Consider the following 22,421-nt stretch of genomic DNA (forward strand, 5'->3'; position numbering starts at 1 on the left):
TTTTCGGAGGGGCGGCGTTTTTTGCGCTTAAGGGTCGAGAAAAACGCCGCGCTCACTGTGCGGCGCGCGAAATCTGCTATAGCGCCCATGAGAGACGACGCGCTTGCCCGCGTCGGAACCAAGGGAGCGCACGACAGGCGACATGGCAGGCCCCGGCATCGCCGTTCGAGGACCCAGAAGCCTGCTTCGCCAGATCCGCGAGGCCATGGCCGGCGGCGGACCCGCCCAGGCCAAGCTCGACATGGTGGTGCGCACCATCGCCATCTCGATGGTGGCCGAAGTCTGCTCGATCTATCTGCGCCGCGCCTCGGGCGATCTGGAGCTCTTCGCCACCGAAGGTCTGTCGCGCGACGCCGTCCACGTCACCCGCATGAAGCCGGGCGAAGGCCTGGTCGGCGAGACCATGCGCCTGGGCCGGCCGCTGAACCTGTCGGACGCCGCCAGCCACCCGTCCTTTTCGTACCGTCCGGAAACGGGGGAAGACCCCTATCACGCCTTCCTGGCCGTGCCGCTGCTGCGCGGCGGCCGGGCGATCGGCGTGCTCGTCGTCCAGAACCGCACCGAGCGGGTCTATGAGGACGAAGAGGTCGAGGACCTGCAGATCATCGCCATGGTGCTGGCCGAGATGGTCAGCTCCAGCGAGCTCCTGGGCGCCGACGAGCTCAAGGACGTCGAGCTGGCTCCCCACAAGCCCGAGCGGCTGAAGGGCTCGCGCTTCGCCGAGGGCCTGGCGTACGGCGTGGCGGTGCTGCACGAGCAGCCGGTGGCCCCCGAACAGCTGCTGTCGGACGACGCCCTGGCCGAGGAGGCGCGGCTCTCCTACGCCATCGAGGCCTTGCAGACCCAGATCGACGAGATGCTGGAGGGCCAGCACGGCCTGGTCGGCGCATCGTACGAGGTGCTCGAGACCTACCGCCTGTTCGCCCATGACCGAGGATGGAATCGCGGCCTGCAGGAGGCCGTGCGCTCGGGCCTGACCGCCGAGGCGGCGGTCGAGCGGGTGCGTTCGGAGCATCGCGCTCGCCTGGGCCAGGCCCGCGACCCCTATCTGCGCGAGCGGCTGCACGACCTGGAAGACCTGAACGACCGGCTGCTGCGCCACCTGTCGGGTGACGTCCACGCCGTGCGCCAGCTGCCCGAGGACGCGATCCTGATCGCCCGCAACCTCGGCCCGGCCGACTTGCTGGAATACGACCGCACCAAGCTGAAGGGCATCCTGCTCGAGGAAGGCTCGGCCGCCAGCCACGCCGGCATCGTGGCCCGGGCGCTGGATATCCCGTGTGTTGGCCGCCTGGCCGGCCTGCGCGACCGGGTCAGCGAGGGCGATCCCGTGGTGGTCGACGCCGAGACGGCCGAGGCCTGGCTGCGGCCGCGCCCGGACGTGGTCAAGGCGCTGAAGGCCCGGATGGAGGTCCGCGCCCAGCGCAAGGCCGAGTTCGCCCGCCTGCGCGATACGCCCGCCTTCACCCGAGACGGCTCCAAGATCACCCTGCTGATGAACGCAGGCCTGGCCGTCGACCTCGACATCCTGGGCGAGACCGGCGCGGAGGGCATCGGCCTGTTCCGCACCGAGTTCCAGTTCATGGTCGCCGAGGAAATGCCGCGGCTGGAGGCCCAGACCTCGCTCTACGAGAAGGTTCTGGAGGCGGCCGACGGCATGCCGGTGACCTTCCGCACGCTCGACCTCGGCGGCGACAAGCTGCTGCCGTACATGGAGCTGGAGCGCGAGGACAATCCGGCCCTGGGCTGGCGCGCCGTGCGCATGGGCCTGGACCGTCCGGCCCTGCTGCGCCTCCAGATCCGCGCCCTGATCAAGGCCGCCAACGGCCGCGAGCTGCGGATCATGTTCCCGCTGGTGGCCAATGTGGACGAGTTCCGCGCCGCTCGCGGCTTTGTCGACCAAGAAGTGGCCTGGGCGCTGAAGCGTGGCCGGCCCGCGCCCGCCCGTCTGGACGTCGGCGCCATGGTCGAGGCCCCGTCGCTTCTGTGGCATTTGGACGCGCTGCTGCCGATGACCGACTTCGTCTCGGTCGGCACCAACGACCTGATGCAGTACCTGTTCGCCGCCGACCGGGGCAATCCGCGGGTGTCGGACCGCTATGACCCGCTGTCGCCGGCGGCCCTGCGGGCGCTGAAGACCATCCAGCAGGCCTGTGAGGACACCGGCACCCAGGTCTCGGTCTGTGGCGAGATGGCGGGGCGTCCGCTAGAGGCTTTCGCCTTGGTGGCCTTGGGTTTCGACCGCCTGTCCATGCCGCCCGCCGGCATCGGGCCGGTCAAGCAGATGGTGCTGTCGTGCGATCGCGAGGCCGCCCGGCGCAATGTCGAGGCCCTGCTGAAGGGCTCCGGCGGCTCTCTCCGGGGCGAGATCGAAACCTTGGCACGGAAGCTTTATGTCGCCGTCTAGACTGATGGCCGGTTAACCTTGCGGCCAAGTTTAGCTCATTGAATCCGGCCACTTACTTTGATATCCACAATCGAATGTTAACGAATGCCGGCTAGAGTCGGCGTAAATCGGTCGGACTCTCGTGCGACGCGAATTTCTGGGGTGATCTGTTCGTCATGCCGCTCGACACGGGCACGGTGAGCCATTTGAGCCTGGTCGCTGAAGGCGATCGTGACGACACGGCCGCGCCGCCGGCGCAGCCGTCGGTCGACCATGGCGTCGACCTGGGCGAGGCGCTGCGCGCCGCCCGTCTTTTCCACGGCATGACCCTGCAGGACGTGGCCGACGCCACGCGCATCCGCCAGGCCTATGTCGAGGCGCTGGAGGACATGCGGCTGGACGAGCTGCCCTCGCGTCCGTTCACCATCGGCTACATCAAGGCCGTGGCCGGCCTGCTGCGGCTGGACCCCGAGGCGGCCGTGGCCCGCTTCAAGCTGGAAGCCCATGACGACGCCGAGCCGCTGCGCGCGCCGATCGGCGTGCATCGCCAGCGCGACCCGCGCCTTGGCCTGCTGCTGGTGGGCGGCCTGCTGGTCGGCGGCGCCATCGTGTTCTGGAATGTCGCCCAGCGCGCCATGACCCACGACGCCGAGCCTCGGACCCAGGTGGCCTCGCAGGCGGCGCCCGCCGCGCCGACGACGCCGACCGCCCAGGCTCAGGCCGGCGGCGCCGTATCGCTCGGCGCGCCGCTGCCGGCGCCGGCCGAATCGACCACGCCCGCGCCCTATGTGACGCCCGGACTGGAAGCCGCCGCCGCCGCCGGCGGTTCGGCCGACGCCGTGGCCGCCGCCGCCAAGGCCCGCAAGGAAGCCGAGGCCTTGGCCGCGCCCGAGGCGATCGCCAACCTGGGCGCGCCGTTCAAGGGCAAGGGCGCGATGTACGGCGCGGCCCCGGCCGATTCGTCGGGCGTCATCCTGCAGGCCCGCAAGTCGACCTCGCTGGTCGTGCGCGGCGCCGACGGGGCCGTCCATTTCACGCGCTGGCTGTCGGCCGGCGACGCCTTCCGCGCGCCGCGGACCCCGGGCCTGGTGGCCGATGTCTCCGAGCCGGCCTCGATCGACGTCTTCACGGGCGGCGTCCTGACCGGCCGCCTGTCGGCGCCGCAGACCCAGCTGTCGAAGCTGGTCCCGGCGCCGCCCAAGCCCGTCGCCGCGCCGGCCCAGGCTCCCGCGCGTCCGCAGTGAGAACGGTGGGGCGTTTCCAACGCTCCGCCCTTCTATCCGTCGCCAAGACCCACTAGATTGCCGCCATGGCCGCAGACCACACCCACGTCCGTCCCTGGCGCATGATCGAGCGTCGCAAGTCGCGGAAGATCCGCGTCGGCAGCGTGGAGGTCGGCGGCGATGCGCCGATCTCGGTGCAGTCGATGACCAACACCCTGACCAGCGACGCGGTGGCGACGCTGAATCAGATCCGCCAGCTGGAGGAGGCCGGCGCCGACATCGTGCGGGTCAGCTGCCCCGACGTGGAAAGCACCGAGGCCTTCAAGATCATCGCCCGCGAGGCGAAGGTCCCGCTCGTGGCCGACATCCACTTCCACTACAAGCGCGGCATCGAGGCGGCCAAGGCTGGCGCGGCCTGCCTGCGGATCAATCCGGGCAATATCGGCAGCCCCGACCGGGTGCGCGACGTGGTCAACGCCGCCAAGGATCACGGCTGCTCGATCCGCATCGGCGTCAACGCCGGCTCGCTGGAGCGGGAGCTGCTGGAGCGCTACGGCGAGCCGTGCCCCGAGGCGATGGTCGAGAGCGCCCTGAACCACGCCAAGATCCTGCAGGATCACGACTTCCACGAGTTCAAGATCTCGGTGAAGGCGTCCGACCCGTTCCTGACCGTGGCCGCCTACCAGCAGCTGGCCGAGGCCATCGACTGCCCGCTGCACCTTGGCGTCACCGAGGCCGGCGCCCTGCGCACCGGCACGGTCAAAAGCGCCATCGGCATGGGCTCGATGCTTTGGGCCGGCATCGGCGACACCATCCGCGTGTCGCTGGCCGCCGACCCGGTGGAAGAGATCAAGGTCGGCTTCGACATCCTGAAGTCGCTGGGCCTGCGCCACCGCGGCGTCAACATCATCGCCTGCCCGTCGTGCGCGCGTCAGGGCTTCAACGTCATCAAGACGGTGGAGACGCTGGAAGAGCGCCTGGCCCACATCTCCACGCCCATGTCGCTTTCGATCATCGGCTGCGTGGTCAACGGTCCGGGCGAGGCCCTGATGACCGACATCGGCTTCACCGGCGGCGGGGCCGGGGCGGGCATGATCTACATGGCCGGAAAGCCCGACCACAAGCAGTCCAACGAGGGCATGATCGACCACATCGTCGAGCTGGTGGAGAAGAAGGCGGCCGAACTTCAGGCCGCCAAGGACGCCAAGGCGATCGCGGCGGAGTAGTCCAATTCTTTATAGTTGACTCAAGGTTGTATTTTTCCGGAAGATCGCTCTAGGCCGTCTTGGCCCTAGTGCATTCCGGGGGGAGCGCTTGAGGATCTTCGCAGCCTTGGGGCTCTGCCTGAGCTTGGGCGCCTGCGCCCTCGTGGAAGACGTCGTTCCGATTTCCCACGCGGTCTCCGGCGTGACGGCCACGCCCGGCGCCGATGCGATCAGGGTCGCCGTCGTCGCCGTCGATTCGCGCACCGAGCATCAGGAGCGCATCTCGGCCAAGATCAACGGCTACGGCGCGGAGATGGCCGCCATCCGTCTCGACGGCGAGGTGACGGACGTCGTGCGCGAGGGGCTGCTCGTCGAGCTGCGAAGCCGCGGCTACCATCTGGCCGATGGCGGCGCGCGGATCGAGGTGAAGGTCGCCACATTCTACAACACCTTCACCAGCGGCTTTCTGGCGGGCAGGGCCGACGGCAAGGTCGATCTGCTGGTCACCGTGGCGCCCGAAGGCGCTGAGCCGCTCTACACGCGGGCGCTCAAGGGAAGGGGCCGAAAACCCATACAGGTCGCCAGCGGAAAGAACGCGGCGGCCGCCCTGAGCGCGGCCATGGCCGATGCGCTTCAGGTGCTTTTCGGGGATCCGGCCTTCATCAAGGCGCTCCAGGACGCAGGGGCAATCAAAGCGGTATCCGCGTCCCGAGACTCTTCTTTTGATTGACTTTTCCTGCGGGCGTGGCACGCCTGCACGGTCAAGTTTGGGGGCAATCATGAGACTATTGTATGCGGTGGCCGCGCTCGCGGTTATCGCAGGACCGTGTTCTGCATACACGCAGGATGCGGAGCGACCCGCCGTGGCGGCCAGCCAGCCGCTGCTGAAGCGCAAGGTCGCGATCGGCCGTTTCACCAATTCGACTCGCTACGGCAAGGCGCTGCTGCTCGACGCCGAGCGTGATCCGCTGGCGGACCAGGCGTCCGACATGCTGACCAGCCGCCTCGTCGATTCCGGCAAGTTCATCGTCTTCGACCGCGGCGATCTCGATGGCCTGCAGCGCGAGCAGCAGGCCGCGGGTCTCGACGGCAAGCTGGTGGGCGTCGACGCCCTGGTGGTCGGTTCGGTCACCGAGTTCGGCCGCAAGGTCGAGGGCAAGTCGGGCTTTCTGAATTCGAAGATGCGCCAGGTCGCCAGCGCCACCGTCGAGGTGCGGCTGGTCGACGTGCGCACCGGCCACGCCTTCTTCAGCACCAAGGGCACGGGTTCGGCCAGCGTCGAGGTCGGCGAGGTCGCGGGCTTCGGCTCCAAGGCCGGCTACGACTCGACCCTGAACGACAAGGCCATCTCGGCGGCGATCTCCGACCTGATGACCAACGTGCTGCAGAAGCTGGAGGAACGCCGCTGGTTCAGCGACGTGCTTCAGGTGCGCGGAACCCAGGTGTTCATCTCCGGCGGTCCCAGCCAGGGCCTGAAGGTGGGCGACCGACTGAAGCTGGAAACCCGGGGCGAGACCCTGACCAGCGCCCAGACCGGCCTGCCGATCCGCCTTCCGGGGCAGCCGATCGCCACCCTGGAGGTGGTGTCGTTCTTCGGCGACGACAGCGCCTCGGAAGGGGCCGTCGCCCGCGTCGTCGACGGCGCCGTCGCCGGCGATCCGAAAACCCTGCTCGTCGTGGAGGCCCGCTGATGAGGATCCTCGCACCCATCGCCCTGGCGCTGGCCCTCGCCGGCTGCGCCTACCCCGTCTCGACCGTCGAGCAGGGCGCGGCGGCCAGCGGCCTCTACGTGAAGTTCGCTCCCGCCGGCGCCACGCTGGAAGTCGACGGCGCGCCCGCCGGCCAGGCGGTCGTGTTCGACGGCAAGAAGGCCGTCTACCCGGTGTCGCCGGGCAAGCATCGCGTCGTCGTCCGTGGAGCGGGCGGCGTCGTCTACGACAAGGACATCTATGTCGGCGCCGGATCCAAGGTCGCCGTGGAGATCACCCAATGATCCGTAAAATCGTGAGCTGGGGCCTGGTGGCCTCGGCGGTTCTTTCGCTGGGCGCCTGCGCCACCCCGGCCCGCTTCGAGTGGGGCGGCTACGAGGGCGCGCTCTACACCTACGTCAAGAAGCCCGACCGCCGTCCCGGCTACCGCGAGGCGCTGGAGACCGCGATCGCCAAGGGCCGCCAGACCGACCGCGTCGCGCCCGGCCTGCTGGCCGAGCTGGGCTATCTCTATCTCGAGGACGGCGACACGGCCCGCGCCGTGCCGCTGTTCGAAGAAGAGATGCGCCGCTTCCCCGAAGCCAAGCCGTTCATGACCAGCGTCATCGAACGCGCCAAGACCATGAACCAGACGGCGGAGGTCAAGTCGTGATCAGCCTGAAGAAGACCCTCCGCCTGCTGGCCCTGGCCGGCGTCGCCGCCTCGCTGGCCGCCTGCGTCACCCCGCCCAAGCCGAAGAACTACGCGACGTTCCGCACGGAGAACCCGCGAAGCATCCTGGTGGTGCCGACCCTGAACAACACGGTCAGCGTCACCGCGCCGGAGTTCTTCCTGTCGACGATCAGCCGGCCGTTCGCCGAGCGTGGCTACTATGTCTTCCCGGCCCACATGGTGAAGAAGGTGCTGGAAACCGACGGCCTGTCAGACGCCGGCCTGGTGCACGGCGCCGATCCGCGTCGCCTGGGCGCGCTGTTCGGGTGCGACACCGTGCTGTTCGTGACCATCCAGCAGTGGGACTCCAAGTACGTCGTGCTAAAGACCACGACGACCGTGAAGTTCGACTACGCGCTGAAGAGCTGCAAGACGGGCGCGATCGTCTGGGAAGACACCCAGACCATGGCCTACTCGCCGCAGGGCAATTCCAGCGGCAATCCGCTGGCCGACCTGATCGCCGCCGCTGTCACGGCCGCGCTCGAGAAGGGGGCGCCGAACTACATGCCGCTGACCATGCAGGCCAACGCCCTCGCGGCCGGCCTGCCTGGGCACGGCCTGCCGGCCGGCCCCTACCGGCCCGAACTGCACGGCAAGGACCAGGCGCAGTTCCCGAACTGACGACCTGACACGGCTCTGGCGGGGCCTTGGCCCCGTCAGATCACCGGCCGGGAGCGCTCGTCGACGTCGGCCAGGGCCGCTGCGACGATGCGCAGGCCGGTTTCCAGTTCATGACGATCGGCGGCCGCGCCCAGCGCCAGGCGCACGCCCGTGACCAGGCCCGGCTCGACGATCGGGGCGGCCGGCGGGGTTACTTCGGCGCCGCCGCGCAGGGCGCGACCCGCGAGACGCTCGGCCTCCAGTTCGCTCATCGGCAGCCACAGGTGCGGAACCGTGGGCGAGGCGGGGTTGGCCAGGGCGGCGCCCAGCACCGAGCGGGCCAGGGCGACGCGGGCGGCGGTCTCTTCGAGGATCTCTGCCAGGATGGCGTCGGCCGTGCCGTCCTCGATCCACTGGCCGGCGATCAGCATGCCGAAGCCCGGCGGGGCGTAGGCGATGGCGCGCATGGTCTCCAGGATCCGTTCCAGGGCCGCTTCGCTGGGCGCCAGCACGAAGCCGGCGCGCAGGCCCGGCGCCAGGGTCTTCGACACGCCCGAGACGTGGAAGGTGCGCTCGGGCGCCAGCATGGCCAGCGGCGGCGGCGCCCCGGGCGCATAGGCGCCGTAGATGTCGTCCTCGATGATGGTCAGGTCCAGACGTCGCGCGACGGCGACGACAGCCTCGCGGCGGGCCAGCGACATGATCCGGCCCGTGGGGTTCTGCAGGGTCGGCAGCAGGGCCACGACCCGGGCGCCGGTACGCCTGGCGGCTTCTTCCAGCGCCTCCGGGATCACGCCCTCTTCGTCCATGGCTACGCCTTGCAGGCGATAGCCGGCGTGGGTCGCCAGGGCCTTCACGCCATGGAAGGTCGAGGCCTCGCACAGCACCACGTCGCCGGGGCGCACGGCCGCGCCGAAGGCCAGGGCCAGGCCCTGCTGGGCCCCGGCGCAGCAGGCCAGGCGCGTCCAGTCGGCGGTCTCGAAGCCCGCGCTGCGGGCCAGCCAGGCGGCGGCGGCGCGACGGTGCCGCTCCAGCCCGGCGGCGGGGGCGTAGTCCAGGTGATCGGCCAGGTCCGGCCGCCGGCGCAGGCGCTGCATCGTCTCGCCGATCGCCCGCGCCGCCGGCCAGTTCAGGGCGACGTTCTGGGCCAGGTTGATCGGGCCCTCGCGTCGACGCGGGCTGGCGATCGCGCCCGGCGCGTTGACGAAGCTGCCGCGGCCGACATGAGCGCTGACCAGGCCCGCCTTCTCGGCCTCGACATAGGCCCGGGTCACCGTGCCCAGGCCCAGGCCCAGGCGGTGGGCCAGGTCGCGCTGCGGCGGCAGGCGGGTCCCGGCCGGCAGGGCGCCGGACTCGACGTCGGAGCGCAGGGCCTCGACCAGCCGCTCGTAGATCGGGGCGTCGCCTTCGGGCAGGGCGGGGGTCCAGGGAGCGGTCATCGGCGCGGTCCGGCTATATTGTCACTGTATCAATATAAGTTTTGACTCATGTATCAATCGAAATCATCACCGTGACATTCCGCCAGGGAGGTCCCGATGACGCCGCAACTGATCCTCGCCTTCGTGCTGTTCGCCTTCGCCACGGCCGGCACGCCGGGCCCCAACAACATGATGCTGCTGGCCTCGGGCGCGAACTTCGGCTTCCAGCGTACGATCCTGCACATCCTGGGGATCAGCCTGGGTCTGGGCGTCATGGTGCTGGCCATGGGCTTTGGCCTGGGCGGCGTATTCAAGGCTTGGCCGGTGCTGCACGAGATCCTGCGCTGGGTGGGCGCGACCTATATGCTGTGGCTGGCCTGGAAGATCGGCGCCGCCAAGGGCGTCTCCGACCGCGAGGCGGGCAGCAAGCCCATGGGGTTCTGGGCGGCGGCGGCCTTCCAGTGGGTGAACCCGAAAGCCTGGGCCATGGCGCTCGGCGCGGTGACCACCTATGCGCCGGAGGGCGGCGGGGTCATGGTCGTCCCGCTGCTGGCGGGCCTGTTCATGCTGGTCGGCGCGCCGTGCAGCGCCGCCTGGGCCGGGTTCGGCGTCGCCCTGCGCCGGTTTCTCGACCGGCCGGCGATCCTGCGGACCTTCAACGTGACCATGGCCGTGCTGCTGGTCGTGTCGCTGTACCCGACCCTGTTCGGCGGCCATGCGCCCAAGGCTGCGGACCGTGATCTCGCCCTGGCGTCCAAGCCGCTGGTGTTCGGCTGGCGGGGCTGAGCTTTCCAAGCTCGACCATCATCTTGCTCTGACGCAGGTTGCGCGTCCGCAAGGTGATGGGGGATTCGCATGCCGGACTTGGGCGAGAGGATATTCAGGCGCTTCGCCAGGCTGTTCGGCGCGATGTGCTTTGTCTACGCCGCACTCAGCGCCGCGCAGAAGACGCTGCACGACCTGAGCCCCGACCGCTTTCCCGACGCCGGCGGCCTCGACAAGTTCCTGATCTTTCTGGCGCTAGGCTATTGCCTGACCCTGCTGGCGCGGATCGACGAGAAGCTCGATCGGCTCAAGGCCGACCGCCAGGGCTGACTTGCGTCGGAGCGCGGGCGGGGGTCAGATCGCGGCCGTTCACGGAGCCCCTGTCATGCGCCTCGCCGCCGCCATCGTCGCAACCGTTCTGGCGCTCGCCCCAGCAGCCCTGGCGCAGGACCTGAAGGTCGTCGTCCAGGGGCGCGACAGCATCGTCCTGAGCCCCGCTGACCTGGCCGCCCTGCCGCGCGGCAAGGCGACCATGGTCGAGGGCGGCAAGAGCGCGGTCTACGAGGGCGCACTGCTGAACGCGGCCCTGGTGCAGGCGGGCGTGGTGCATGGCGACCGTCTGATGGGCCGCTACCTGAACCAGGTGGTGCTGGTGAAGGCCGCCGACGGCTACGTCTCGATCCTGTCGCTGGCCGAGACCGACCCGTTCTACCGGACCAACCCCGTGGTCATCGCCGACCATAAGGACGGAGCGCCGCTGGACGCCCGCGAGGGCCCGTACCGCGTCGTGGTGGACGGCGACCTCAAGCCGTCGCGCTCTGCGAGGCAGGTGACGACCATCGAGGTGAAACCGGCCTTCTGAGCCTGGACAATCGGGGCGAACCGCCGAAGCCTGCGCGCCAAACGATAGTGGGGCTTTCGTGACCAAGCTTATCCTGAACCGCCGCGGCCTGCTGGCCGCGACCCTGGCCTTCGCGGCCGCGCCGGCGCTGGCGTGGGCCGAGACGGCGATCTCGACCACCACCCTCAAGGTCGACGACCGCGACGTCGAACTGACCATCCTGCGTCCCGACGCGCCCAAGGGGATCATCATCTTCTCGCACGGGGCGGGCGGCTGGCCGGCGCCGTACAAGGCGCTGCTCGAGCTGTGGACAGCGGCGGGCTTCATGATCGTCGCGCCGCTGCACGTCGATTCCCAGAAGCACCCCAAGCGTGCCGACTATGACCTGAAGGCGGCCTTCATGCTGCGCCTGGCCGACCTGGCGGCCGCCACGGACTATGCCGAGAAGGCCGCGCCGGGCCTGCCGATGGCCTCGGCCGGCCACTCCTACGGCTCGCTGATGTCGCTGATCCGTGCAGGCGCGCTGGAGGGCATGATCCCAGCCCAGGACCCGCGCACCAAGGCCGCCCTGTGCTTCTCCAGCCCGGGCGTCATCAAGGGGCTGATCGGTCCGACCTCGTACGCAAGCGTCAAGAAGCCCGTGCTGATGGTCACCGGCGACCAGGACGTGCTGCCCGGCATGATCGCCGACTGGCACGAGCATCTCTATCCGTTCGAGACCAGCGCGCCCGGCGAGAAGTACCTGTGGGTCGGCAAGGGGATCGGCCATGGCCTGGCCTATCACCCCGAGGCGCCGGGCTTCGCCGAGTCCTCGGCGCTCAGCGTGGCTTTCCTGAAGGCCAAGGTGCTGGGCGACAAGACCGCCGAGGCGGTGCTGGCCGCCCAGGGCTCGACGGTCCTGGCGGACTGGAAGACGCGCTAGCACAGAAGGCGGATGCTCCCCGCGCCACTGGGGGAGCATCCGGCTCCATTCCCTTCCACCCCGAAAAGGCATAGAGAGACCGGCCCAATCCTTCAGCCGTGCGATCTCTTCCCTTGCGACTGCCCCAGGCCCGCCTCGACCAGGTTCTCGACCGTTTCCGCGAAGTGGAGGCGCGCATGGGCGCGGCCACCGACGGCGGCGAGATCGTCAAGCTCTCCAAGGAGCACGCCGAGCTGCGGCCCGTGGCCGAAGCCGTCGAGCGCCTGGCCAAGCTGACCGCCGAGCGCGCCGAGCTGGACGAGATGGCCGCCGATCCGGAAATGGCCGCCATGGTCCGCGACGAGATCGTCGCCCTGGACGAGAAGTTGCCAGTCATGGAGCGCGAGCTGGCCTTGATGCTGGCCCCCAAGGACAAGGACGAGAACGCCTCGGCCATCCTGGAAGTGCGCGCCGGCACGGGCGGCGACGAGGCGGCCCTGTTCGCCGGCGACCTCTTCCGCATGTACCAGCGCTACGCCCAGAACCAGGGCTGGCGCGTCGAGGTCGACAGCATCTCCGAGGGCGAGATGGGCGGCTTCAAGGAAATCATCGCCTCGATCACCGGCGACGGCGTGTTCGGCCGGCTGAAGTTCGAGAGCGGCGTGCACCGCGTGCAGCGCGTGCCGGAAACCGAGGCCCAAGGCCGCATCCACACCTCAGCCGCCACGGTGGCGGTGCTGCCCGAGGCCGAGGACGTCGAGATCGAGATCAAGGAAAGCGATCTGCGGATCGACACCTACCGCTCGTCGGGCGCCGGCGGCCAGCACGTCAACAAGACCGACTCGGCCGTGCGCATCACCCACTTGCCCACGGGCGTGGTGGTGACCTCGTCGGAAAAGAGCCAGCACCAGAACCGCGCCCGGGCGATGAAGAACCTGAAGGCCCGGCTCTACGACATGCAGCGCGAAGCGCTGGACACCGCCCGCTCGGACGCCCGCAAGAGCCAGGTCGGCAGCGGCGACCGCTCGGAACGCATCCGCACCTACAACTTCCCGCAAGGGCGGGTCACCGACCACCGGATCAACCTGACCCTCTACAACCTGTCCAAGGTGATCGAGGGCGAGGCCCTGGACGACGTCATCAACCCGCTGATCGCCGAGGACCAGGCCGCGCGCCTGGCGAGCTTGGAAGATTAAGGTCCTTCTCCCCTTGCGGGAGAAGGTGTCGGCGAAAGCCGACGGATGAGGGGTTTCTCAGAAATCAGACGCCGCGACGGCCGGTCGGCTTTCGCGGCTTTTCTGTGCGTGCGACCCCTCACCCGACCTCCTTCGGAGGCCACCCTCTCCCGCAAGGGGAGAGGGATCAGATGGATTTCTCCATCACCACGAACGCCAGATCGTCCCGCAGCGGCTTGCCGAAGCGGTCGTCGCCGTGGGGGAAGGGGCGGGTTTCGCCGGTGAGGGCGTAGCCGCGGCGTTCGTACCAGGCGATCAGGGTGTCGCGGATGTGGACCACGGTCATCTGCATGCGGCCCGCGCCGCGTTCCTTGGCATAGGCCTCGCCGGCGGCCAGCAGGGTGCGGCCCAGCTGCCGGTCCTGCAGGTCGGGGCGGATGGTCAGCATGCCCAGGTACCAGACCCCGGCCTTGGCCGGCTCCAGCCAGACGCAGCCCAAAATGGGGCCGTCCGCATCGTCGCGGGCGGTGAGGATCAGCGCCTGGGGCGCCGCGGCCAGGTCGGCGCGCAGGCTTTCCAGATCGATGCGCTGACCGTCGATATAGCCGGCCTCGGTGGTCCAGCCGGCCTGGGCCCCCTGGCCGCGATAGGCGGAATTGACCAGGGCGACGAGGGCTTCGTGTTCGGAAGGTTGGGCGGGGGCGAAGATCATGGCGGCGAGCTAAGCCATGCGTCGGCGGGCTTGCCAAGCGGTCGTCGTCCAGCGTGAACCTCGCCCTTCGACAAGCTCAGGGTGAGGTTCAGGTCCGGCGTGGCGGTCCATTCGAAATCCTCATCCTGAGCCTGTCGAAGGACGAGGATTTCGCATCACTGTTCTGGCGGCGGCGTCTTCCTGCCCATCCGCGTGGCATGCCCCCAGTAGCGGCCGCCGATCCGCTTCACCGTGCCGGCCTCGCGCTTGATCATCTCCCAGGGATGGAAGGCCAGGCCCACGGTGTCGGCCATGGCCGCCCCGCGCGCGCCCATCGGCTTTTCGGGGCCGGTGGTGGAGTCGTGGGCGGTCTGGTGCTCGATCTCGGCGTTGAGCTCGGCCCCCACCAGCACGGTCATTATCGAGAACCACACCCAGACCATGAAGGCGATCACCGCGCCGAGGGGGCCATAGGTGGCGTCGTAGTGGGCGATGCGGTTGACGTAGATCGAAAAGCCCAGCGAGCCGACCAGCCAGGCGGCCGCGCCGAACAGCGCCCCCAGCACCACCCAGCGCCAGCGCGGGCGGGCCCGGCAGGGCGCGAAACGATAGAGCATGGCGAAGGCCAGGGCCGTCACCAGCCACACCGCCAGCCAGCGCAACGGAATCCAGAAGGCCGAGATCGCGCCCAGCCCCACCCGCTCCAGCACGATCGGCATGGCGATCAGCACCGCGGCGATGAACACCGCATAGAGCAGGGCGCACAGGGTGAAGCCGTAGGTCAGCAGGGTCTTGCCGACGAAATTGCGCTTCTCGTCCTCGTCATAGGCGACGTTCAGGCCATCGAAGAGCGCCTTCATGCTGGCGTTGGCGCTCCAGATCGACAGCAGCAGGCTGACCACGAAGGCCACGCCCAGCTTGCCGCCCTCCTGGCCGGCCAGGCGCAGCATCTGCTCGCCGACGATCTGGACGACGCTGGCGGGAAAGACCGTGGCCATTTCCTGAAGCTGCTTTTCCACGGCCGCCACGTCGGCGAACAGGCCGTACAACGAGACGAAGGCGCCGATGGCCGGAAACAGGGCCAGCAGGGTGTAGAAGGTCACGCCGCCGGCCACCGACGGCAGCTTGTCGACACTGATCTCGCGCGCCGTGCGCCAGAGAATGTCGCGCCAGCCCAGCAGCGGAATGCCGTGCGGATGGCGGGCGGCCCGACCGCGCCGGGGCTCGGCCTGGTCGAATTCGTGCGGCGGCAGCACGCGGTCTTCCGACAGGCCCGGCGGCGGCGCGTGCGGTTCGACCTGGGGCTCCAAGCGCTTGGGAAAGGCGAAGGGCGCGACCGCCAGCAGCAGGATCCAGGGCGCCAGGTGATAGGGCCGCGAGGCCAGCCACGACCTTACGGGGCGTCGCGGCGTGGTGTCGGTCATGAGCAGGCCTCCCTTCAGGTCAAATCCGCCAAGTCGCCCGGTGTTCCCGCCTTGCAAAGCTCGCCCGTCGCGACCACCTTGCCGCCATGCAAGCCCAGGTCGCCTCGCTCTATCGTCATCCCGTCAAGGGGTTCACGCCCGAACGGCTGGAGGCGGCCACCCTGAAGGCCGGCGCCTGCTTCCCCTGCGACCGGCTGTACGCCGTCGAGGACGGCCCCAGCGGCTTCGATACGGACGCACCGGCGCACCTGTCGAAGATGAAGTTCACTGTGCTGGCCAAGATCCCGGCCGTGGCCAGGGCTCGCACCGCCTATGACGAGGCCAGCGGGGTTCTGACCGCCTCGGCCGAGGGGCTGGCGCCGTTCGCGGGCGATCTTGCCAGCGACGAGGGCCGGCGCGGCTTCGAGGCCTGGCTGGCCGCCCTGCTGGGCGACGAGGCGAAAGGCCCGCTGCGGGTGGTGGAAGGGCCCGGCGCGCACCGGTTCATGGACAGCAAGCAGGGCTTCGTCTCGATCGTGAACCTGGCCAGTGTGCGCGACCTCGCCGACAGGCTCGGCCGCCCGGTCGACCCGCTGCGCTTTCGCGCCAACCTCTATGTCGAGGGCTGGCCGGCCTGGGTCGAGAACGGCTGGACGGGCAAGACCGTGAAGATCGGCGATGCGACGGCGGAGGTGCTCAAGCCCATCGTTCGCTGCGCCGCCACCCATGTCGACCCGGTCACCGCCGAGCGCGACATCGAGGTGGTGAAGGCCCTGTTCGACAACTACGGCCACACCTTCTGCGGCATCTATCTGAACGTCACCGCCGGCGGGGCGGTGGGGCAGGGCGATGCGGTGGTGGTCGAGGCCTAGAAGCGGCTCAGCGCCGGGTCCTCGCGGACGGGCGCGAACAGCGGGTCGTCGCGCTCCATCTTCGCCCATTTCGGATTGAGACGGTGCATGCCTACGAGCGCCTGGACGGCGCCGGCGCGGTCGTCCATCGACATTCGCAGGCGCGCGGCGCGACGCCAGATGCGGTCCCAGTCGCCGCCCAGGGCGATGGCGGCGGCGATCTGGCTCCTGGCGACGTCGGGTCTTTCGCTGCGCACGGCGCGTTCGGCGGCGGCCAGCCGTTCGTTGGCCTGGCGCAGGTTCAGCAGGCGGCGAAGCTCGGCGACCGGCGCGCGCGCGGCGTCCACCCGCAGATCGACATCGCTCCAGCCGCCCTCGACGGTGCGCACCAGCAGGGCGGCCGACATCTGGCCGGTGGTCTGGCCGCCCGCGGCCTCGCCTGCTTCCAGGGCGGCCATCAGGCGGTCGGCCAGGGGGCCGCTGGCCTGGGCGAAGGCGGCCTTCATCGCCTCCAGAACCTCAGCGCCCGCCAGGCCGTTGCCCTGGACGCTGAAGCCTTCCCGGGCCTGGTGTCCCGCCCAGGCCTCGGCGGCGGCCTCGGCGCCGGTGTAGGCGAAGGCTTGGCCGTCGGGCGCGACCACGGCGACCTGCCGCCAGCTCTGATCCTGGCCCTCGAAACCGCCGTCCTCGGCCAGCAGGGTCGTCACGACCGCTTGCGGATCCTGGCCGCGCGCCAGCAGGGAAAGCCCCTTGGGGCCGTAGTTCGGATTGGTCTCGAACTGGGTGACGACCGCGCCGACCCCGCCTTGCGCGTAGGCCACGCTGGCGCCGACGGCGAGGTTGTTGGTGGCGACGGCCACGCCGCAACTCTTCTGGGCGTCGCAGGCGGCGATCGAGAAGGTGGCCGCGGCGGGCGTAGCCAGGGCGACGAGGCCGCAACCGGCCAGGCCCGCGAACATCGAACGCAACACGTCTTCACCCCCTGATCCCCAGGGTGCGACTGTTCCGGCGGCGCCGCGGCGCTGTCACGTGAAAACGGGTTCATGCGGGGCGCAGGCGGCCTTGCCCCGCAAGGATTTCGGGTTCCCACTGGAGGAGACCAGAGGGCTGCACGCAGCAGGTCCGAACAAGCAACAGCGCATCGCCGTCGCTAATCCATCTGCAATCCCGCCCTCGATCTCGCCCCCGATCTCGCATTGGAGGCCGCGACGCGTTATTGGAGCCGCCATGACCCTTACCCTCGTCAAAGCCTGGAACGGCGCCAAGGAGCGCCTGAAGGAAGCCGGCATCGATCAGCCCGCCATCGACGCGCGCCTGATGCTGGAAGTCGCCGCCGGCGTCAGCCGCACCGACATCATCACCGACCCCTACCGCGAGCTGACCGCCGAGCAGCTGGCCACGCTGGACGAGTACCTGGCGCGCCGCGCCCGCCGCGAGCCGGTCAGCCACATCATCGGCCGCAAGGGCTTCTGGAAGATCCTGCTGTCGGTGACCAAGGACGTGCTGACCCCGCGTCCCGAGACCGAGGTCATCGTCGACGAGGTGCTGAAGGCCTTCCCCGAAACCATGGCCTTCAACATGCTGGACCTGGGCGTGGGCTCGGGCTCGATGCTGCTGGCGATCCTGGCCGAGCGCCCGGCCGCCAAGGGCCTGGGGATCGACATCTCCGAGGAGGCCCTGGCCGTGGCGCGCGAGAACGCGGCCAATCTGGACCTCGACGGCCGCGTGGCGCTGATGCGCGGCGACTGGACGACGGGCCTGGGCGACGCCTCGTTCGACGTGGTGGTCTCCAACCCGCCCTACATTCCCACCGCCGATATCGACACCCTGGAGCCGGAAGTGCGCGACCACGAGCCGCGCCTGGCCCTGGATGGCGGGGCCGACGGTCTGACCGCCTACCGCGCCCTCGCTCCCGAGATCCTGCGCGTGCTCAAGCCGGGCGGCCTGTTCTGCGTCGAGATCGGTTTCGACCAGTCAGCCGACGTGGAGATCCTTTTCAAGGCCGCCGGCGCCCAGAACGTGCGGACGGTCAAGGATCTGTCCACCCACGACCGTGTTGTCACGGGCTTCAAAAACCCCTTGGAAACGCCGGCGTGAGGCGGTAGACGAAAAAGGGTCTCCTTCCAAATCGCCGGGTGACGGGAAGAGCGGTCGTTTCGACGGCCGCTAGACACATCCGGCAGGCGCGAACGGCCGACGAGGCCGAAAGCCGCGCCCGATCCGGACGGAGACTCTACGGAAACCCAGGTCTCAAGAACATCGAAGGCGAGCCCGAGACGGGCGCACCCAGTCTCAAGAGACCGAATACCGATCGGGCTAGAGTGTCCAGATCGGACAGGTTTAGAAGAAGATGAGAGATTTCAAGGGCATGAAGCGCCAGCGTGGCCGCAACAACCGCGGGGGCGGTGGTGGCAAGCCGCAGCAGCACAACGCCAACCGGGCCTTCGATTCGAACGGTCCCGACGGCGTGAAGGTCCGCGGCGCGGCCCAGAGCGTCTACGAAAAGTACCAGCAGCTGGCCCGCGACGCCTCGTCGTCCGGCGACCGGGTGCTGGCCGAGAACTACCTGCAGCACGCCGAGCACTATTTCCGTGTCCTGCGCGCCATCCAGCCGAATCGTCCGGTCAGCGACATCATCGGCAAGGACGCCTATTCGGCCTACGAGATCGACTTCGAAGCCGAGCCGGAAGAGGCCCCCGAAGCCCCGCCGGCCGCCGAGACGCCCGCCGAGGGCGCGGAAGGCGGCGAGGGCGGCGAAGGCCAGGGCGAGCAACGCCGCGACCGCAACCGCGACCGCTTCGAGAACCGTGATCGTGACCGCAACCGCGATCGTGACCGCGATGGTCAGCAGGGCGAAGGCCGCCGCGACCGCTGGCGCGACCGCGACGACCGCGACCGCAACCGCGATGATCGTCCCCGTGACGACCGTCCTCGCGAGGATCGTCCTCGTGATGATCGCCCGCGCGAAGACCGCTTCCGCGACCGCGACGATCGCCCCCGTGATGACCGTCCGCGCGAAGAGCGCCAGCCGCGCGAGGACCGCCCGGCGGCCGAAGGCGGCGAGTTCCAGGGCGAGGCCCGCGAAGGCCGCCGCTCGCGCCGCGACCGCGATCGTGACCGCAACCGCGATCGCGACCGTGGCGAGCGCGATCCACTGGCCGTGATCGAGCCGGAAGCCGCTCCGCTGGGCGGCGAGGCGCAGGCGACCGAAAGCTCGCCGGTGCTGCGCGGCCAGGACGGCGCGGTCAGCCACGCCCCGGCGTTCCTGGGCCGCAAGTCCGAGCCCAAGCCCGCCGCCGAACCCAAGGCCGAAGCCGCCCCGGCGGCCGAGGCCCCCGCCGCTCCGGCCCCCGAGGCCGCAGGCGAAGAGGTCAAGAAGCCCCGCCGTCGCCGCGCCCCGCGCAGCTTCGAAGGCGGCGATTCCCCGGCTCCCGAGTCGGAAGACGCCTGATCTCATCCGCCGCGAGGACTTGGCGGCGGATCAACCCATAGGCTAGGCTCCTCTGGACCACAGGGGAGCCAGCCATGGGCGGGCGTGGAGCACAGTCCGGCGGCGCGGGCGAAGAGGCCCGCTATCGCGCCATCGTCGACACGGCGGTGGACGCCATCGTCGTCATCGACGAGCACGGCCGCATAGAAGCCTTCAATCCCGCCGCCGAGCGCCTGTTCGGCTATGCGGCCTCCGACATGATCGGATCCAACGTCAACGGCCTGATGCCCGAACCGCATCACGCGGCCCACGACGGCTATCTCGACACCTACCGCCGCACCGGCGAGCGCCGGATCATCGGCATCGGCCGCGAGGTGTTCGGCCGGCGGCAGGACGGGTCGACCTTTCCCCTCGAGCTTTCCATCGCTGAATGGCGGTCGGGCGGGCGGCGGTTCTTCACCGGCGTGATGCGCGACGTCACCGAGCGCAAGCGGGCCGAGGAACTGCAGCGGCTGCTGGTCAACGAGCTCAATCACCGGGTCAAGAACACCCTGGCCACCGTGCAGTCGGTGGCCGGCCAGACCCTGCGCAACGCCGCTGACCTGGGCGACGCGCGCGAGTCGCTGACGACCCGCCTGCTGGCCCTGGCCCGCACCCACGACATTCTCACCCGCGAAAGCTGGGACGGCGCCGACCTGCACGACATCATGGCCGGACTGGTGGACTCCTACGGCGACGCCTCGCGCTTCGAGCTGGCCGGGCCGCCCGTGCGGCTGTCGCCCAAGACCGCGCTGTCGCTGTCGCTGGCCCTGCACGAACTGACCACCAACGCCGCCAAGTACGGAGCTCTGTCGCAATCGACGGGGCAGGTGCGGGTGGTCTGGAGCCGGGAAGGCGAGGGCGACGACGAGCGGCTGCGCCTGCTGTGGCGCGAGACCGGCGGTCCGCCGGTGTCGCCGCCCGAGCGCCAGGGCTTCGGCAGCCGCCTGATCACCCGTGGCCTGGCCCTGGAACTCGACGGCGAGGCGGCGCTGGACTACCCGTCCGAGGGCGTGGTCTGCACCATCGTCGCCCGCATCCGCCGCCGCCCGGCCGCCCAGCCGGCGCCGGCCAGGGGAGCCGCCTGATGCGCGTGCTGATCGTCGAGGACGAGATCATGGTCGCCATGCTGGTCGAGGACCTGCTGACCGACCTGGGCTGCGACGTCACCGGCCCGGCCGTCTCGGCCGAGACGGCGGTCGAGGCGGCCCGGCGCGAGGTGGTCGACTTCGCCCTGCTGGACGTCAATCTCGACGGCGGCACCTCGTTCGCGGCGGCCGACGTGCTGCGCGAGCGCGGCGTGCCCTTCGCCTTCGTCACCGGCTACGGCGACCAGGGCGTGCGGCCCGACCTGCGCGACGCCCCGATCCTCAGCAAGCCGGTCGATCCCCGGCAACTGGCCCGCACCATCGCCGCGGCCCGCTGAGGCGAACCCTCCTGCCGCTGGCGAGTTACCTGTGCTCCTTCGACGTTCCCTGGAGCCGCCCATGCGCGCCGTCGCCGCCTTCGCTCTGTCCTTCCTGGCCGTAACCCCCGTCCTGGCCGCCTCGGGCGACTGGCGGCGCGATGCGACGCGCGAGGACATGCAGCGGATCGAGCGGCTCAACTCGGCCTGGGAAGGCGCGCTGTCCGAGGCCCGGCGGGGCGGCCATGCCCGCGACCTGCGAGCCCTGGGCGCGCTGGTCGAACCGCGCGCAGCCCTGCCGCGCCCGCAACCGACGCCCGGAAACTACCAGTGCCGCACGATCAAGCTGGGCAGCCCGGGCGGTCGGGGCCTTCCTTATGTCGCCTACGGCTGGTTCCGCTGTCGCGTCGAACTGACGCCGGGCGGGGATCTCGTGCTGGAGAAGACCACGGGTTCGCAGCGCCAGGCCGGCAACCTCTATCCCGACAGCGACCGGCGCCTGGTGTTCCTGGGCGCGGTGGCCTGGGGCGACCGCGAGGGCCGGGCGACCTACCGCCGCGATCCCGAGCGCGACCAGGCCGGGGTGTTCGAGCGGATCGGTCCCAACCGCTACCGGCTGGTCATGCCCTGGCCCAAGCAGGAGTCGAAGCTCGACATCCTCGAACTGAAGCGCTGACGAAAAGACCCTCTCCCCGTGGGAGAGGTGTCCGCGAAGCGGGCGGAGAGGGGAGAGACGTCTGACCTTCCAGCGCCTCGAAAGCTGGAAACGCCCCCCTCCGGCCCTCCGGGCCACCACCCCCAGAGGGGGAGGATCTTTGTTGCCAGGCACGGGCCACGCGCCTTAAGTCGGGCCCTCGACAACAATAACGCGAGCCGTCCATGCGCCTTCGTCCGTCGCTGGTCATGATCGCCGGCCTGATGCTTTCGGGCTGCGCCTACAACGCCGAGCTTGGCCGCGACCAGTTCGCCATGGTCGACGAGGCCAGCCTGGCGCGGTCGGGCGAGGCGGCCTGGGAGCAGACGCTGCGGACCAGCAAGGTGTCGAAGGACGCGCGGATGAACGCCCGGGTCACCACGGTGGGCCAGCGGATCATCGAGGCCGCGGGCCTGGCCAACCGGCCGTGGGACTATGTCGTGTTCGACAACGACACCCCCAACGCCTTCGTGCTGCCGGGCGGCCATATCGGCGTCAATTCGGGTCTGGTGCGCCTCGTCGACAACGACGACCAGCTGGCCGCCGTGCTGGGCCACGAGGCCGCCCATGTGCTGGGCCGGCACGCCGCCGAGCGCTATTCGCAGCAGATGAGCACCCAGCTGGTCCTGGCCATCGCCCAGGCGGCGGCCGGGGGCGGGGGCAGCGACGGCGGCCGGGCCGTGGCCTCGCTGGGCGGGGCGGGGGCGCAGATGGGCTTTCTGCTGCCGTTCTCGCGTAAGCACGAGCTGGAGGCCGACCGCATCGGCGTCGACATCATGCAGCGCGCCGGCTACCGGCCGCGCGAGGCCGTGACCCTGTGGCGCAAGATGCAGGCCCAGGGCGGCTCGGGCCGGCCCGAGTTCGCCTCGACCCACCCGTCGGACGCCACCCGCATCCAGGCGCTGGAAAACTATCTGGCGAGCCAGGGCTGGTGAGCCTTGTGTGGCTCTAGGGTCACACTACATCCCCTGACG

Annotated in this window: 24 protein-coding genes and 1 pseudogene; 20 read left to right on the forward strand and 5 right to left on the reverse strand. The window is 69.9% G+C overall.

Annotation, left to right across the window (positions count from 1 at the left end; all coding sequences use genetic code 11):
* The first annotated feature begins 142 nt into the window (after nt 1–142).
* The 8 genes from ptsP to P7A99_RS02930 all read left to right on the forward strand — a co-directional run bounded on the left by ptsP (nt 143) and on the right by P7A99_RS02930 (nt 7,855).
* On the forward strand, nt 143–2,407 hold the full coding sequence (gene ptsP, locus P7A99_RS02895; RefSeq protein ID WP_277792436.1) for a phosphoenolpyruvate--protein phosphotransferase: 2,265 nt from the start codon (nt 143–145) through the stop codon (nt 2,405–2,407).
* Between the two features lie 155 nt (nt 2,408–2,562).
* Nucleotides 2,563–3,630 (forward strand): helix-turn-helix domain-containing protein, encoded by a 1,068-nt coding sequence (locus P7A99_RS02900; protein WP_277792437.1) that lies wholly within the window; start codon nt 2,563–2,565, stop codon nt 3,628–3,630.
* 65 nt (nt 3,631–3,695) lie between these two features.
* Nucleotides 3,696–4,835 (forward strand): flavodoxin-dependent (E)-4-hydroxy-3-methylbut-2-enyl-diphosphate synthase, encoded by a 1,140-nt coding sequence (gene ispG / locus P7A99_RS02905; protein ID WP_277792438.1) that lies wholly within the window; start codon nt 3,696–3,698, stop codon nt 4,833–4,835.
* Between the two features lie 88 nt (nt 4,836–4,923).
* A complete protein-coding gene (locus tag P7A99_RS02910; protein ID WP_277792439.1) occupies nt 4,924–5,544 on the forward strand; it encodes a YajG family lipoprotein in 621 nt (206 codons plus the stop codon).
* Nucleotides 5,545–5,677: 133 nt separating this feature from the next.
* Nucleotides 5,678–6,505 (forward strand): CsgG/HfaB family protein, encoded by an 828-nt coding sequence (locus P7A99_RS02915; RefSeq protein WP_277792440.1) that lies wholly within the window; start codon nt 5,678–5,680, stop codon nt 6,503–6,505.
* Nucleotides 6,505–6,807: a hypothetical protein gene (locus P7A99_RS02920; protein WP_277792441.1), complete on the forward strand. Its 303-nt coding sequence runs from the start codon at nt 6,505–6,507 to the stop codon at nt 6,805–6,807. The genes P7A99_RS02915 and P7A99_RS02920 overlap by 1 nt, the downstream gene beginning before the upstream one ends.
* Nucleotides 6,804–7,175, forward strand: coding sequence for a DUF4810 domain-containing protein (locus P7A99_RS02925; protein WP_277792442.1), 372 nt, complete (start codon nt 6,804–6,806; stop codon nt 7,173–7,175). The genes P7A99_RS02920 and P7A99_RS02925 overlap by 4 nt, the downstream gene beginning before the upstream one ends.
* Entirely contained in the window at nt 7,172–7,855 is a 684-nt protein-coding gene (locus P7A99_RS02930) for a DUF799 domain-containing protein (RefSeq protein ID WP_277792443.1), read from the forward strand. The genes P7A99_RS02925 and P7A99_RS02930 overlap by 4 nt, the downstream gene beginning before the upstream one ends.
* 35 nt (nt 7,856–7,890) lie before the next feature.
* Here P7A99_RS02930 and P7A99_RS02935 read toward each other — a convergent pair whose 3' ends face one another.
* Nucleotides 7,891–9,273: a PLP-dependent aminotransferase family protein gene (locus P7A99_RS02935; RefSeq protein WP_277792444.1), complete on the reverse strand. Its 1,383-nt coding sequence runs from the start codon at nt 9,271–9,273 to the stop codon at nt 7,891–7,893.
* Between the two features lie 96 nt (nt 9,274–9,369).
* On the opposite strand from P7A99_RS02935, the gene P7A99_RS02940 reads away from it, so the two are divergent.
* The 5 genes from P7A99_RS02940 (at nt 9,370) to prfA (ending at nt 12,955) form a co-directional block, all read left to right on the forward strand.
* Nucleotides 9,370–10,038, forward strand: a complete 669-nt coding sequence (locus tag P7A99_RS02940; RefSeq protein WP_277792445.1) for a LysE family translocator — start codon at nt 9,370–9,372, stop codon at nt 10,036–10,038.
* Nucleotides 10,039–10,107: 69 nt separating this feature from the next.
* Nucleotides 10,108–10,347 (forward strand): hypothetical protein, encoded by a 240-nt coding sequence (locus P7A99_RS02945; RefSeq protein ID WP_277792446.1) that lies wholly within the window; start codon nt 10,108–10,110, stop codon nt 10,345–10,347.
* 55 nt (nt 10,348–10,402) lie between these two features.
* Nucleotides 10,403–10,879: a molybdopterin-dependent oxidoreductase gene (locus P7A99_RS02950; RefSeq protein ID WP_277792447.1), complete on the forward strand. Its 477-nt coding sequence runs from the start codon at nt 10,403–10,405 to the stop codon at nt 10,877–10,879.
* A gap of 58 nt (nt 10,880–10,937) precedes the next feature.
* The gene (locus P7A99_RS02955) at nt 10,938–11,780 is read left to right on the forward strand and encodes an alpha/beta hydrolase (RefSeq protein WP_277792448.1); all 843 of its coding nucleotides are present in this window, start codon (nt 10,938–10,940) and stop codon (nt 11,778–11,780) included.
* Between the two features lie 113 nt (nt 11,781–11,893).
* Nucleotides 11,894–12,955 carry a peptide chain release factor 1 gene (prfA, locus tag P7A99_RS02960; RefSeq protein ID WP_277792449.1) on the forward strand — a complete coding sequence of 354 codons (1,062 nt, stop codon included), beginning with the start codon at nt 11,894–11,896 and terminating at the stop codon, nt 12,953–12,955.
* 166 nt (nt 12,956–13,121) lie between these two features.
* Here prfA and P7A99_RS02965 read toward each other — a convergent pair whose 3' ends face one another.
* The 3 genes and pseudogenes from P7A99_RS02965 to P7A99_RS02975 all read right to left on the reverse strand — a co-directional run bounded on the left by P7A99_RS02965 (nt 13,122) and on the right by P7A99_RS02975 (nt 15,049).
* A complete protein-coding gene (locus P7A99_RS02965; RefSeq protein ID WP_277792450.1) occupies nt 13,122–13,646 on the reverse strand; it encodes a GNAT family N-acetyltransferase in 525 nt (174 codons plus the stop codon).
* 57 nt (nt 13,647–13,703) lie between these two features.
* Nucleotides 13,704–13,795 (reverse strand): annotated as a pseudogene (locus P7A99_RS02970) (hypothetical protein); the annotation flags it as partial.
* 6 nt (nt 13,796–13,801) lie between these two features.
* Entirely contained in the window at nt 13,802–15,049 is a 1,248-nt protein-coding gene (locus P7A99_RS02975) for a YihY/virulence factor BrkB family protein (RefSeq protein ID WP_277792451.1), read from the reverse strand.
* Nucleotides 15,050–15,135: 86 nt separating this feature from the next.
* Between P7A99_RS02975 and P7A99_RS02980 the strand changes: the two genes are divergently transcribed.
* A complete protein-coding gene (locus P7A99_RS02980) occupies nt 15,136–15,900 on the forward strand; it encodes an MOSC domain-containing protein (protein WP_277792452.1) in 765 nt (254 codons plus the stop codon).
* Here P7A99_RS02980 and P7A99_RS02985 read toward each other — a convergent pair.
* Nucleotides 15,897–16,850: a DUF1028 domain-containing protein gene (locus P7A99_RS02985; RefSeq protein ID WP_277792453.1), complete on the reverse strand. Its 954-nt coding sequence runs from the start codon at nt 16,848–16,850 to the stop codon at nt 15,897–15,899. The genes P7A99_RS02980 and P7A99_RS02985 overlap by 4 nt on opposite strands.
* Nucleotides 16,851–17,106: 256 nt before the next feature.
* Here P7A99_RS02985 and prmC point away from each other — a divergent pair, with 256 nt between their 5' ends.
* The 6 genes from prmC to P7A99_RS03015 all read left to right on the forward strand — a co-directional run bounded on the left by prmC (nt 17,107) and on the right by P7A99_RS03015 (nt 22,382).
* Nucleotides 17,107–17,976, forward strand: coding sequence for a peptide chain release factor N(5)-glutamine methyltransferase (prmC, locus tag P7A99_RS02990; protein WP_277792454.1), 870 nt, complete (start codon nt 17,107–17,109; stop codon nt 17,974–17,976).
* A 253-nt stretch (nt 17,977–18,229) separates the two neighbouring features.
* Nucleotides 18,230–19,330 (forward strand): DUF4167 domain-containing protein, encoded by a 1,101-nt coding sequence (locus P7A99_RS02995; RefSeq protein WP_277792455.1) that lies wholly within the window; start codon nt 18,230–18,232, stop codon nt 19,328–19,330.
* 74 nt (nt 19,331–19,404) lie between these two features.
* Entirely contained in the window at nt 19,405–20,436 is a 1,032-nt protein-coding gene (locus tag P7A99_RS03000; RefSeq protein ID WP_277792456.1) for a sensor histidine kinase, read from the forward strand.
* Nucleotides 20,436–20,774 carry a response regulator gene (locus tag P7A99_RS03005; protein ID WP_277792457.1) on the forward strand — a complete coding sequence of 113 codons (339 nt, stop codon included), beginning with the start codon at nt 20,436–20,438 and terminating at the stop codon, nt 20,772–20,774. Before P7A99_RS03000 ends, P7A99_RS03005 begins: the two co-directional genes overlap by 1 nt.
* 61 nt (nt 20,775–20,835) lie before the next feature.
* A complete protein-coding gene (locus P7A99_RS03010; RefSeq protein WP_277792458.1) occupies nt 20,836–21,429 on the forward strand; it encodes a DUF4893 domain-containing protein in 594 nt (197 codons plus the stop codon).
* Between the two features lie 203 nt (nt 21,430–21,632).
* Nucleotides 21,633–22,382, forward strand: a complete 750-nt coding sequence (locus P7A99_RS03015) for a M48 family metallopeptidase (RefSeq protein ID WP_277792459.1) — start codon at nt 21,633–21,635, stop codon at nt 22,380–22,382.
* Nucleotides 22,383–22,421 lie beyond the last annotated feature (39 nt).

This window comes from Caulobacter endophyticus, from assembly GCF_029543245.1.
In the GTDB taxonomy this organism is placed as follows: domain Bacteria; phylum Pseudomonadota; class Alphaproteobacteria; order Caulobacterales; family Caulobacteraceae; genus Caulobacter; species Caulobacter endophyticus_A.